The organism is Clostridium beijerinckii (assembly GCF_036699995.1).
GTDB classification, from domain to species: Bacteria; Bacillota; Clostridia; order Clostridiales; family Clostridiaceae; genus Clostridium; species Clostridium helianthi.
Genome location: NZ_CP144906.1, coordinates 3,235,001 through 3,249,332, shown reverse-complemented (window position 1 = coordinate 3,249,332; position 14,332 = coordinate 3,235,001). Strand labels below are relative to the sequence as shown.

At 29.6% G+C, this 14,332-nt stretch carries 8 protein-coding genes and 1 pseudogene (1 of these 9 only partly in view); 6 read left to right on the top strand and 3 right to left on the bottom strand.

Annotation, left to right across the window (positions count from 1 at the left end; genetic code table 11):
- Positions 1 to 43 precede the first annotated feature (43 nt).
- Positions 44 to 1,306: an efflux RND transporter periplasmic adaptor subunit gene (locus tag PZA12_RS14950; protein ID WP_103698226.1), complete on the top strand. Its 1,263-nt coding sequence runs from the start codon at positions 44 to 46 to the stop codon at positions 1,304 to 1,306.
- 12 nt (positions 1,307 to 1,318) lie between these two features.
- Positions 1,319 to 4,411, top strand: coding sequence for an efflux RND transporter permease subunit (locus PZA12_RS14945; protein WP_206490934.1), 3,093 nt, complete (start codon positions 1,319 to 1,321; stop codon positions 4,409 to 4,411).
- 260 nt (positions 4,412 to 4,671) lie between these two features.
- On the opposite strand, the gene PZA12_RS14940 is transcribed toward PZA12_RS14945, so the two are convergent.
- Entirely contained in the window at positions 4,672 to 6,264 is a 1,593-nt protein-coding gene (locus PZA12_RS14940) for an NHL repeat-containing protein (RefSeq protein ID WP_103698228.1), read from the bottom strand.
- A gap of 519 nt (positions 6,265 to 6,783) precedes the next feature.
- Here PZA12_RS14940 and PZA12_RS14935 point away from each other — a divergent pair.
- A pseudogene (locus PZA12_RS14935) lies at positions 6,784 to 6,837 on the top strand (hypothetical protein); the annotation flags it as partial.
- Positions 6,814 to 6,954: a hypothetical protein gene (locus PZA12_RS14930; RefSeq protein ID WP_278286280.1), complete on the top strand. Its 141-nt coding sequence runs from the start codon at positions 6,814 to 6,816 to the stop codon at positions 6,952 to 6,954. The pseudogene PZA12_RS14935 and the gene PZA12_RS14930, both read left to right, overlap by 24 nt.
- Before the next feature lie 275 nt (positions 6,955 to 7,229).
- Here the strand turns inward: PZA12_RS14930 and PZA12_RS14925 are convergent, their stop codons facing one another.
- The gene (locus tag PZA12_RS14925; protein ID WP_103698229.1) at positions 7,230 to 8,282 is read right to left on the bottom strand and encodes a galactose ABC transporter substrate-binding protein; all 1,053 of its coding nucleotides are present in this window, start codon (positions 8,280 to 8,282) and stop codon (positions 7,230 to 7,232) included.
- Between the two features lie 254 nt (positions 8,283 to 8,536).
- The gene (locus PZA12_RS14920; RefSeq protein ID WP_103698230.1) at positions 8,537 to 10,555 is read right to left on the bottom strand and encodes a Na+/H+ antiporter; all 2,019 of its coding nucleotides are present in this window, start codon (positions 10,553 to 10,555) and stop codon (positions 8,537 to 8,539) included.
- A gap of 695 nt (positions 10,556 to 11,250) precedes the next feature.
- Between PZA12_RS14920 and PZA12_RS14915 the strand changes: the two genes are divergently transcribed.
- Positions 11,251 to 13,251, top strand: coding sequence for a methyl-accepting chemotaxis protein (locus PZA12_RS14915; protein ID WP_103699390.1), 2,001 nt, complete (start codon positions 11,251 to 11,253; stop codon positions 13,249 to 13,251).
- Between the two features lie 753 nt (positions 13,252 to 14,004).
- Positions 14,005 to 14,332, top strand: partial view of a GNAT family N-acetyltransferase gene (locus PZA12_RS14910; RefSeq protein WP_023975768.1) — the 5' portion only. It continues 98 nt past the right edge of the window; 328 of the gene's 426 nt are visible here — the first part of the coding sequence; it begins with the start codon at positions 14,005 to 14,007; its stop codon lies beyond the right edge, outside the window.

Below are 14,332 nucleotides of genomic sequence, written 5' to 3'. Positions count from 1 at the left end.
TAAGAAAAGCAATATATGATGTTACAAATAGAGGAGGATCACAATGAAAAACGTAAAAAAAATAGTTGTGTATGCTGTGATTATTGCAGTTGTGGTAGGGGGAGCAATTGCACTTAAAAGTAGGTTATCAGCAAGTGCAAAAGGCAAATCAACTCAAGCAGTTGCAAGCAAAACATCAGTAGAAGTACAGACAGCTAAAACAGTAGAAAAAAATGCAGGAGATGCATACAAGGCTAGTTTAGAGGCTGTTCAACAAGGTACAGTAACAAGTAAAATAGCAGCGAAAATTGTTTCCGTATCAGTTGAAAATGGACAATATGTAAATGCAGGTGATACAATAGCAACTTTAGATGATCAAGATATACAAAATAGTATAAAAACTGCACAAGCTCAAATAGCTGTGAATGAGAAACAAGTAGAAGTAGCAGAGCAATCATTAAATGTATCGCAGGCAGCCCTGCAAAAGTATAAAATTAATTTAGATGATGCTCAGCGTAATTACGAAAGACAAAAATCACTATTTGATGGTGGAGCAATATCACAAACAGATCTTCAAGCAGCTGAAAAAGCTTTAAATTCAGCTAAGGCAGATTATGATTCAGGAAATGCAAGTATTCAAAGTTCACAGGCAAGTATTGAAACATCAAAAGCAAATTTAGAAGCACAGAAGGTAGCTTTAGCTAAAAACCAAAGTGATTTAGCTAACACAGTAATTAAAGCACCAATAAGTGGAGTAATAAGTGGTAAAAGTATGAATATTGGGCAAATGGCATCTACAGGTACAGCCCTTGCAATTGTTAATGATGTATCATCTGTATATGCAACAATACAGGTACCACAAGAAAAAATAAGTGGAGTAAAAATAGGACAGGCAGCTACCGTTATAGTTGAAGGAAGTGACCAAACTCATAATGGAACAATACAAACTATTGATGCAGCAGCTGATCCAACTTCAAGGGTATTTAACTGCAAAGTTAAAATAGATAACAGTGATAAGTCTTTATTGCCAGGTATTTATGGAAAGGTGACGCTTGTAAGTGATCAAAACAATGAAATAATCACTGTACCAGTTAATGCTTTGGTAGGAAATGAAGGCGACTATTATGTTTTTATTAATGATAATGGAACGGCTAAGAAAACTAAAGTTACTATTGGGGAAACTAATGGTAATAATGTAGAAATAGCATCTGGCATTAAAGATGGAGATCAAATAATCTGTTCAAATACAAGTACACTGCAAGACGGTAGTGAAGTAGATGCAGTAGTAAAGCAAGATGACAGCACAGAAGACACAACTTCTAAGTAGGAGGGACCATAGGTGAATATAGCAAATATTAGTATTAAAAGACCAGTATTTATCACAGTTATCATGTTAGTTTTTGCGATTGTGGGTATGGTATGTTATGAAAGATTAGTTGTTAATGACATGCCAGAAGCTGAGAATGCATCAGTTTCAGTTTCCATTACAGAAACAGGAGGATCTCCAACAGATATAGAGACAAATGTTACAAAACCTGTAGAAGATGCAGTTGGGAAAATTTCGGGAGTTAGTCATATAACATCAACTGTAACAGAAGGAAGTTCAAGGACTAATATACAATTCGATTTAGATAAAGATCCAGAAGTTGCAGCCCAAGAAGTGAGAGATAAAGTTTCAAGTATTAGGGGGCTACCAAATGACATAGATACACCGATTATTTCTAAATTTGATTCATCAGCAACATCAATTTTATCTGTTGCTGTTTACGGATTAGATGATAACCAACAATTATCAGATGTTGTTGATACCATTGAAAAGAAACTATACACAGTGTCTGGTATTGGATCAGTAAATATATCTGGTGAAGATACAAGGGAAATCCATATAAAATTAGATAATAATAAGCTTTTAAAGTATGGACTTGCAACAACTGATGTATCAAATGCAATTAAAAAGGATAATGTAGACCAATCTACGGGGAAAATCACCGATAAAGATAATGAGATTTCTGTTAAAATAAGCAGTAAGATAAAAAAAGTAGATGATTTTAAAAATATCTTAATAGCTAATAAAAATGGTACGGAAATCAGAGTAAAAGATATTGCAGAAGTAGAAGATGGAGTTGCAGATAGAAGCAGTTATGCATATTACGATGGAAAGCCAGCAATTGGTATTGATATAGTTAAGCAATCTGGTTCAAATACTGTTCAATTGGCAGACGATGTAAAAAAGACATTGACTAAGCTTAAATCATCTTTACCAAAAGGGGTGCATGTTGATATTGTAAGTGATGATTCAGTATCAATACAAAGCACAATAGATAGTGTTTTAGAAACTATGAGGGATGGTTGTATACTAGCAGTTGTCATAGTATTCTTATTTTTAAATGAATGGGAAAGTACCCTTATAAGTGCAACAACACTTCCAATTTCAATAATAACAACTTTTGTTTGCATGAAGGTAAAAGCTTTTTCTCTAAATACAATGACTTTAATGGCATTATCAGTTGCTGTAGGACTTTTGATAGATGATGCTATAGTTGTTATAGAAAATATTGTGCGGCATTTGCATATGGGAAAATCTCCAAGAGAGGCAGCTAGAGAAGCGACTTCTGAAATAGGCTTTGCCGTAATAGCTACAACATCAGCTGTTATCTCTGTATTCTTACCAGTATCAATGGTAAGTGGAACAATTGGAAGATACTTCTTTCAATTTGGCCTAACAGTTGTATTTAGTATGGCAGTCTCATTGTTTATATCCTTTACTCTTGTGCCTATGCTATCATCTAAAATGTTAAGAATAAAAAGAAATAAAAAAGAAAATATTCTTAGCAAATTCTTTAAGGGATTTAATAGTAAGTTTGATATCTTAGCGCATAAGTATTCAAGGCTTTTAGTTATGTCTCTTCATCATAGACTAATAATTATAATAGTTGCAGGAGTTATGTTTGCAGGAAGTCTTACACTTATTTCATCTCTTGGATTTACTATGATGCCATCAACAGATAATAATCAAGTGACTGTAAGTGCAAATTTTGATTCAGGTATAACATTAGATAATGCATCAGAAAAAGCTAAACAAATTGAAAGTATTATTAAGAAATATCCAGAGGTCAGTGGTATGTATACTACTGTTTCAAAAAATAGTTCATCAATTAAAATAGAACTAACAGACAAAAACAAACGTAAAGAAAATTCAAGAGATTTTGCTAGAAAACTTAGTGGAAATCTACAGAACATACCAGGAGCACAAGTGTCAGTAGCAGCTGCCTCTATGGCAAGTGGTGGAAGATCATCAAAAGATGCAACTTTTGAACTTGTTGGAGACAATAGGGAAGAGCTTCAAGCTTTTGGACAAAAAGTAAAAGAAGAATTGGCTAAAGAGTCTGGGGTAAGAGAAATAAGTAGTAATGATAAATCAGGTCTTCCAGAAATAGCTTTAGAAGTTAATCGCGATAAAGCGGCAGATTTAGGAGTAAGCAGTTCGGATGCTGCGACTACGTTAAAGACTTTATTTAGTGGTACGACTGTAACTAAGTATGATGATGGAAAAAATAGAGATAACGTAGTATTATATTTACAAAAAGATCAACGTGCAAGCCTTGATAATCTTAAACAAGTTTATGTTTCAGGTTCAAATAATAAGCTCGTTCCTCTATCAGAAGTAACAGATGAGGTTTTTGAAACAGCGTCAGCACAGTTGACTAGATATGATAGACTTGCAGAAATGCAGATATCTTGTAATATTTCAGGTTCAGCTTCAGGAACTTTCATGAATTCATTCATGAAAAAGATTCAAACTCAAATGAATATGCCAGAAGGTATTTCGGTATCTTTAGGAGGAGCTGGGGGATCTATGACAAGCAGCCTCGGAAGTTTAGAGCAGGCAATGGCTATGGCTGCATTATTCTTATATTTAGTTATGGCAGCACAGTTTGAAAGCTTCGTTGATCCTATATCTATATTATTCTCTTTGCCACTTGCAATAATTGGAGCTGTTTTAGGTTTATTTGTTTGCAAAACTCAATTAAGTTTAATGTCTATTATAGGTATAATAATGCTTATGGGGTTAGTTGCAAAGAATGGAATATTGCTTATAGATGCAGCTAAGCAAAGAATTAACGAAGGCATGGAAAGAGAAGAAGCTATCAAGCAATCGGGTTTAATAAGATTGCGACCAATAGTTATGACTACTTTAGCTATGATCTTTGGAATGATTCCTCTTGCTATATCTAATGGCATGGGATCTGAAATGCGTGCACCAATGGCAGAAGCTGTAATTGGTGGATTAGTTACTTCTACAATTTTAACATTATTTGTAGTACCAATCATGTATACAGTTTTTGATGATTTGAAAAGAAAGTTTAGAAAAAAGATTCATTCTAGAGAATCACAAAGAACAGAAGATATGAATGGAAATATAAGTTTATAAAATGAAAGATAAAAGAGATTATTCAAATTATAAAATTATTCAAATGCATTTAATAGAAAGCAAAGCTTTGAATTGTTTAAAGAATTAAGATAAAAAATAGAATTTAATATATAGAAAAGAGATAGCAGGGAGAATGGGGGAATTGCTATCTCTTTTTGTGTTTGAGTCTGAACAATTATATTATCTGCAGAACATTGAGAAATATTCATTAAAGATAATCAAAAATTACATAAAGAGCATTGTGGCCAGTCAATCCTTTATTACTGTGTAGGACCATTTAGATTATATTCAAATATATCATCATTATCAGACATATAAATATTGTTGTTTGAATCCACATCAGTACTATAGTAATTTTTATCAGGTAAAATGTTAAGTAAATTGCCATTAAGGTCAAATTTATAATTTCCATTAAAATTTTTTACATATAAATTATCGCTATTATCTATAGAAATTGTCTCAATGTTGATATCTTGATTATTAAGCTTTAAATCTAAATATTTAACGAAATCTCCATTAGAATTATATACATATATCTTTTTGCTATATTCACTAAAGATATAGATATTACCAGAACTATCTAATGCCAAGTCAGCATTCATACCTGGATCATCTTGATTAGCTTTTTTTATAATATTATTAAAACGAGCAAGTACTGCTCCATCAGAGTTTAACTTAAATAATGTGTTTTCTGTTGCTGAAGAAGTTAGCAAATATATATTATTATCCTTATCAACTGCTAAAGGACCATAATAATCATTTCCCTTAAAAGTTGCTGATAAACTACCATCAGCTATTTTATATTTTTGAATCGTGCTACCAGAAGAGATATATAAATTTCCGTTCATATCTGCAGCTAGTCCTTTAATTAGTTTAGAGTCATTTTTATCTCCATTTATTTGAATCATCTTAATGAATTCACCAGAGTTATTAAACTGCTGAATTCGCCCATCAGTATAATCTGCTATCCAAACATTATTATCAGAATCTACTGTAATATATCTTGCATCATTCAGTTTCCCAGAATCTGTACCTTTCCCGCCGAATATAGCGACTAATTCTCCAGAAAAATTACTGTTATTAATAGAAAGAATTTTTATGTTTAACTCTTCAAGTTTTTTCTTGAGAGTAGAGTTTTCAGGATCAAGTTTTAATTGATCTTCTATATTAGATTTTTCTGATAAATAATTGTTAAGCTGAAGTTTTTTTGCATTCTCACTAGTATTACCACTATTGCTATCAATAATAGATTGAATTTTATTATCCAATTCCTTAAGCTTTTCTTTAAGATCGGAGTTTTCAGGGTCCATTTTTAATTGATTTTCTATTTTAGATTTCTCTGATGAATACTTATTAATCTGAACTTGTCTACCATATTCACTATCATCATTGGCTATAATAACAAAAGCTTTTGGATAAGCTTTTATATACTTTACATTGAATTTGACTCCAGTTGAAGGATAGGAGTATCTATTAAGTGAATCATTATGAACAATATTAAAATCAGATGATAAAAAGTAAGTTGAAATAGCATTGCTATCATTGTCGGGTCTAATCATAACATTATAACGATAAACTCTTTCATTATTATATTGGTCTGATGTTGGTGAATTATCTAAGATCATAGCTTCTCCTTTTTCACCAAAATTGTCAATAATAATATTAGTTAAAAAATGTCCTACAAAAATATTAGCAATAATAATCACAAAAAATATTATAGAAAATTTTGCTAAATGAAATCTGGCTTTTTTGGGGAAAGCAGACTGACTAATGATACCAAAAAGAATACATCCGCAAATACTCAGCACTGGGTGAGATTTTAATACAACCAAAAGAATAGCTATATATGTCATTTTATTACCTCCATAATGTTAGAAAATCTTCAATACACATAACTTCTATTTTTAAGCACGCTTTTTTATATATATTCATGATATGGCTTTTTAGATATATTGAGCAGGTATAAAGTTATTCTACCTTCAAAAAATTAACTTTAGACATATGAAATAGAATAACAAGTACAAATAGACAGACCGATTGACTAGTTAATTTTTTGATAATGCCTTATTATACCAATAATAAAATTATCGATCAAGAAATAATTAGATGGTATGTTATATTATGACAAAAAGTATATGTTTTTTGTAAAATTTAGTTTTGAACTTTTAATGTATTCTATATTTGAAAAGCATATGAATATATTTTCATGATCTGATGGAAACAGATAATTCTGGCTGAAGTATAGAAAGGTGAATTCAAAGAATTAGAAGCTGGATTAAATATAATATAGCCTTTTAAGCTCCACAGAAAAATGTTGGCACAGTATGTAAGGAAAAGGTACATTTAATTACGCAAATGGTGCAAAGTACGAAGGTGAGTGTAAGGCTGGAGAAATGAATGGAATAGGAACATTAGTTTATGCCAATGGTAATAAATATGAAGGGGAATTTAAACATGGTAGAGAAGATGGGACAGGCACATTGATTTTGATAAATGGAACAAAAAAGCAAGGGCAGTTTTTAAATGGCGAATTCCAAGGATAAGATACATAAAAAGATAGTTTCAAATCTAAAGATATATTATATATAGTAATTTTGTAAAGCAAAAATTTAAACTGTATGCAATTCTTAACCCCTTAACAGACATGGTTCAGAATATATATTCTAAAGAATATGCACTCAGAATGCGGGCTTAGAGTTATTTTGTATAAAATAGAATTTATATTTAGTATTTTTTTGTTTATTATGTGCTTCAATTATAGAATTGATGTAGGAAAAAACTAGGGAATAATTTTATAAGCAGTAGCTAGGTGATTCAGCTACTGCTTTTGTGGTTTGTATTCCTGATAAGGGATGTTAATTGTAACTCCACTTTCATCAAATTTATAATTGGTACCATTAAGAGGATTGTTGCCAGAAATTAGATTCATTCCTATTGTGTAAATTGCATTGGCATGAGCTTGTGAATCTTGTACAACAGTACCTGTCATAATTCCTTGATTAATTAATTCTTGAGCTTTTGGCAAACCATCAATACCAACAATCGGAATGTTTCTTGAGTTATAACCTTTATTATAACCATATTTTTGGAGTGTTTTAATGGCACCTATTGCCATGGCGTCATTATTAGAAATTATTGCTTCAATTTTACCATCAAGTGTTAATAAAGTTGATTCCATTGAAGTTCTACCACATTCCTCTTCCCAATTATAAGGTATTGATAAAAGCTCTTGAGTTTTTATTCCTGCTTCATTAATTGTTAATATAGAATATTTAGTTCTTTCAATTGTTTCTGGACTATTAGATGGGCCCTTTAACATGATATATTGAATTATATTATCTTTATTTTTATCTAATTTTTCTTTATTAGTATTCCATGTATCTACTATGATTTTGCCTTGAATAATTCCAGACTGATCAACATCTGTATCAATAACAACAGAATTATGATAATTTTTTATAAAATTTACTATTGGTTTAGTTTTTGCATAGTATAAAATTAATGGAATATCCTTTTGTGCTATTTTATTGAGAGTATCTTGAAGCTGATCCATATTGGTGCTGACTGGATTTAATACAAGAAGATTAAAGTTCTCATTGAGTGCTTTGTCAACATCTTCATTTTGAACAACTTGGTTTCCATTGGCATTAAAAAAAGTAAATTGGACTTTATTTTCATTTTGTTTTTGAATATCCTCTAAGTTTTTCTTTACATTAGAAATAAATAGATCATTAAAACTATTTAAGAATACACCTACTTTAAGTGGAGTTTGAGAACTAATATCCGGGCTGGCATATGAAGTTTGGCTAATACTATATAATAAAAATATAGATATGAAAGTAAGAGATAGTACCTTTTTTAATATCTTCATTTTAATCCTCCGTGCATACTTGTCAAATTATAATATTCAATATTAGATTATCTCTCAATAAAAAATTTATACTATATGGAAATCATTTTTTTAGAATTAGAAGTGCAACACTAAATGTAAAATAACATAAAAAAACCGTAGGTGATTCTGGAACTGTAGATTTCAGAATTAGTCTCTCCAATAACTTCTCATAGATTTAACTTAAATATGAATTTCTAGAAAATAAAAAATAGGCTTATAAAAATAAAAGCCTATTATCTTAAAACATCACTTTCAATATAATTTAGATTTTTTCTTAGTTCAGATGCTATATTCCAAGTTATATCTCCATTTTCAAATAAAGATTGTATAGTATTTCTTTCTAGTTGCATTGCTTTAATTTGAATTTTTTTCTTTTCATACTTGCTAGCTTTTCCTAAGATTGGTTTGCTTGCAACCCAATAGACACCTTGATAATATAAAATTATTTTCTTTAGCGTTTCTTCATTTTCAGGAGTGATGATAGATTTAACATATTGAATTAAGTATTTTGCATTAGTAAAATAAAGGTCTTTCATGGCTAAATCTTTTAATTGTTGTTCACTTCTTTTTTTGTTTTCAATTCCTCTTAATATATACCTAAGTTTTTTAATATTAAAAATTAAAGAAGAAATCCGCATTAAAGCCTCTTTGAAAATCAACGAAAAACCTTCAACTGATGACATTAATTTGATTTTATTTCTAACTGATTTTTCATAAAAGTATGCAGTTGATTCATCTATCTTATTTTCTTGTAACATCTTTCTGGTATTTTCAATTTCTTTTTTAAAACATATAAGCATCCATTTCTTTTCCTCTTTGCTGCTCCTGTTCCAGTTCTTATAATAAGAATTTCCACGTTTTAATTGATGAATACGATATTTATACTCGCTTATAATCATATTAATGTACTTTTTATTATCAATTTCTAATTTTAATTTATTTATAGTGTTATCCCAAACTTTTATCTGTGCTTTATTCATTATCTGTAAATAATCGGTCTCTTTAGGGATATTTTTATTAGCAAATAGGGGTAATATGAAAGTTGTAATAAGAAGTGTAGTTAGAATTACCCCAACGGACAAAAATAAAATTAATGTTCTCTCAGGAAAGGGTTCACCATTTTCTAATGCCAAAGGAATCGAAAGAACTGTAGCTAATGTGACAGCTCCTCTTACTCCTGAAAGGGAAGTTAAAAGTGCAGCGTGAAATTTAACACTTCTTTTTTCTGCTTTGCAGGCATTATCTCCAAACCTATACATAAATAAAACCCATAGATATCTAAGTGTAAGTAAAGATAATGTTATTAATAAAACATCAATGATAGCTTCAAAATTATTGATTGTAACTTCATAAAAAGCAATTTTAATTATATTTGGCAGTTGCAATCCAACTATTATAAATATAAGACCATTTAGAACGTAGGCCAAAACTGACCAAGTATTTTCTGATACAGCATTTAGTCTAGCATTTCTAAACTTCAGTTTTTTAGATGATAGTGAATATACCATTCCAGCTACAACCACAGCTAATATACCTGAGACTTTAAATACTTCCTCTGATACAAGATATATTATAAATGGTGTTAGAATTTGAAGTAGTATTTCAACTGTAATATCTTCCATTCCAAGACTTCTTATCCAAAGCTCGAACTTAATTAGAATATGCTCTAAAACTAATCCTGCAATGATTCCCCCAATAGAGACTATAAAAAAACTTATAGTTGCATCGAATAATGAGAATGTTCCAGTTAGTACTGCAGCTAATGCGAATTTAAAAGATACTAGGCCTGATGCGTCATTCATAAGTCCTTCGCCTTCGATAAGATGAAGTACTTTCCTTGGAAGTGAGATTTTTTTTGAAAGTACGCTGACAGCAACATAATCAGTTGGAGATAAAGCAGCTGCAAGTGCAAAAGCTGAAGGCAATGAAATAGATGGAATTAACTTATTTATAATTAATCCAACTAATATTACAGTTGCGATAACTAAAGCTAGTGCCATTAAAAGGATATTTCTTCTCTGTTTCCATAGAGATCTTTTATCTGCATTTTTCCCATCACGGAAAAGAAGGGGAGCAATAAACATTACTAGAAATGTATGAGGATCCAGCTCAATACTAAATTCTGAATGTATTATTGTAATTAGTGATCCAATTGCAATTTGTACAATAGGAACTGATAAGGAAGGTATAAATCTACTTATTATAGTTGACAGTAAAATGCAAATTAATAATATTAAGATATAAGTAAACATATATAATCCTCCTTATTTAATATTTATGTGAAAGCATATAATTAATACTTAATGTGAAAATTAATAGGCTGACAGAAAATACACTAATTATAGTATATTAAATTGCTGAGAGTTTATGTAACAGATTTATTTCTGAAATTTAATGATGCAATTTTATATTGTACCTATATATTTTTTAGCATTAATAAATTGATGAAAACTTTGTGTACTGAGATTTAATAAGTTCTTTTGAAGAAACAGATAATTAACTTGCATTGATTTATAGATTGAGATGGCTTTTGATGAATTAATTTTTTTAGAATATATATTGCAAAAATAATCATTTATGATAATTCTAAAAATATTACAAGAATTTTAGCTGTAATTGTGAAATGTGCATTGTGAATTAAAATATATATTAAAAAATATTTCCTAATTTACAGTAAAACATTTATCGGTAATCAAATAGTATGAATTCTAACGATTTTCGATAAAAATAATAAGTATTGACAATAAAAGACACTACATATATAATGGCAATATGATTAAATGATGGTAAAAGTTAATATAATTTAAATTATAATGAGTCTTATTTTGTGAAATTTATGAAATGAGACTTTTTTGTTTTTATAACACAGTAATACTACTTTACAATAAAATTTTGTACAACAATATTTATAAATATTTAATATACTTGCGATAAAGGGGAAATAATAATGAAGTTAAAGAAAATTAAACTAAAAAGTATTAGAACCAAGCTTGTTATGAGTTTATTAGGAATATGCTTAATTCCTTTGATAATTCTTGGATTTGGTGCCAATGAACAAGCTAAATCGATTCTTAATCAAAAATTGAAACTTACAAGTCAACAAACTCTTTTAGAATTAAATGATGGAATTGATAACTATTTTAGTGGGTTTGTAAGCATGACTAAAGCATTATCAACTAATTATAATTTTGTTAATTCTGATAAAGATGAATCATACTTAGCTATAGCTAGTATGTTAAAAGATGTCAAGGAAAGTGATAACGATATCTTTAGTACATATTTTGCAAGTGTAGATGATAAATTTGAAATATATCCTAGTGAGAAAATGCCAGATGGATATAAGGCTAGTGATAGGGATTGGTATAAGCAAGCAATAGAACATAAAGACCAAGTTATAATAACTTTACCATTTAAAAGTGCTCAAACTGGAAAAAATGTTGTAGCTATAGCTAAGGCAGTGGAAAAGGATGGAAAATTAGTTGGTGTATGTGCAATGAACGTGTCTTTAGATACAATTACAGAAAAGATATCAACTAAGAAAATAGGTAATACCGGATATATATTTGTTTCAGATATAGATGGTAAAAATATGATAGCGCATAAGAATAAAGATTTAATTGGAACAGATGTAGCATCTAAGCAATCATTTTGGGAAGATGTAAAAAATAATAATGCGGGATTCTTAACATATGAATTTAATAATACAAAGAAATTTGGAGTATATGGGACAAACCCTACTACTGGATGGAAGGTCGTAGCTACTCTTGATGAGAAAGAAGTAACTAATGATACCAATTCAATACTCGCGACAACAGTATACATATCTTTAGTTATATTAATAATTTGTATAATGCTATCATTATTTTTAAGTAAAGGTATAGCACAAAATATTAAAAAGTTAAAAGAAGTATTTGAAAAAACTTCAAAGGGAGATTTAACTGCATCGATAAATTTATCTACAAAAGATGAATTTATGGAACTTTCACAATCTTTTAATGATATGATATCTAATATATCAAAGCTTATAGAAAATGTTACAGAATCATCTAAAACAGTATTAGAGACATCATCAAACCTAGCAAATATGTCAGAAGAGGTAACAGCATCAATAGAAGAAGTATCAAAATCAATAGAAGACGTTTCACATGGTGCAGTTAATCAGTCTCAGAATGCTCAGCATGGGGTTTTAGAAATGAATGAGCTATCAGGTAAATTAGATGAAATTAATGAAAACTCACATGAAATGGACAAACTTTCTGCAAATACTAAGGAATTAGGAGCAAAAGGACTATCTATGATTGACACTTTGATAGAAAAATCAGATAAGACGAAAAATGCTACAGATGAAGTTAATGGAATTGTTCAAGAAATGGCTGAAAATACTAAAACGATAGATACTATATCTGAAAAAATATCTCAAATAACAGAACAGACAAACCTTTTAGCATTAAATGCAAGCATAGAGTCAGCACGTGCTGGTGAAGCAGGAAAAGGCTTTGCTGTTGTGGCTGAAGAAATAAGAAAACTTGCAGAACAATCTAAAGTATCTACTGAAGAGATAAAGGAGATTATTGTAAATATAAGAAATAAGTCAGATAAAGCAACAGGTGCCATTGTAACTGCTGAGAATATGGTAAAAGAACAGGAATTAGCAGTAGGTAAGACACTGGAAATATTTAAAGAGATAATAGAATCAATTGGGGTAATGAGTGCTAAGGTTAATGAGGTAAAAGCATCTGTAGTTGATATAAATAGAAGTAAACAAAGTGTAATAGCTGAAATTGAAAATATTTCATCAATATCACAAGAAACTGCAGCTGCATCAGAGGAAGTTAGTGCATCAACAGAAGAAATAGATTCTGCTATGGTTAGATTCACTAAGCATGCAGAGGAACTTCAATCACTTTCAGAAAAATTGGGAGAGGAATTAGCTAGATTTAAGATATAGATAAACCAACTATAATCTATACTTATGCGTATATCTCGCCGGAATGAATAATGTACTTTTGTTCCAGTTTCTAGGTAATTCTGATGGGTGATTCTAAGGCTATAAAGTTGCACCCAAAGTGCTAGCCTCAAAGAACAAGCTTTGAACTAGCACATTTGGAACAACTTATAGCCAAAGAATCACATCCATCATAATTACCAATGAAACATTCCACAAAAGTATATTACCCATTTCTAGTTAGGATATATTTCATAGTATAAATCTAACTTATAATTGAATTATCTATAAATTAAGTATAATAATTACAGTTTTAGGGCTCTAAATATCTGTAGATATATAGTTCAGATATTAAACTATATAAATTAATTCAACATAATAAAAATACTTTTTACGTGGTGATTAGACTATGTAAAAAGTATTTTTTAGTTTTAAATTATATAAGTTCTAGTGATATTGTATTAGATAAATCTGCTCAAAATATTATTTGGATTTAAACCCTTGCTTATTTATAGTTGAGAGATATCATCTAACTTATAATTTATCTATATTAAATATATAACAATATTTAATATATTTATGTATCCAATAAAATAATAGAGTGTTACTATTAAATATATGTTGCAGTTTACAATGCATATTTCACAATTCACAATTATGGCTGAAATTCTAGCAATATTTTTAGAATTATGATGAAGAAGTATTTTTGCAATATAATAATATATAATACTTAAGAATAGGAATGGAGTGGGATAAATGAATAATACTATAGTGGTGAAGGCTATGAAGGAATCTGATATAGACCAAGTAATTAAACTGTGGAGAGATATTTTTGGCTCATCATTTTTAGAAGAATCTGTGACTAAAGAACAATTAATTACATATTTAAAAAAGAATCCAAAAGCCAGCTCTGTAGCATGTAACGAAGATGGAAAGGTAATTGGAGCTTTATTATGTGGCAGCGATGGTATAAGAGGATTTATATATCATATTGCTATATATAGTGAATATAGAGTTAATGAAATCGAAAAAAGAATGTTAGATCGTTCTTTAGCAAAATTGAAGGAAATTGGAATAAAAACTG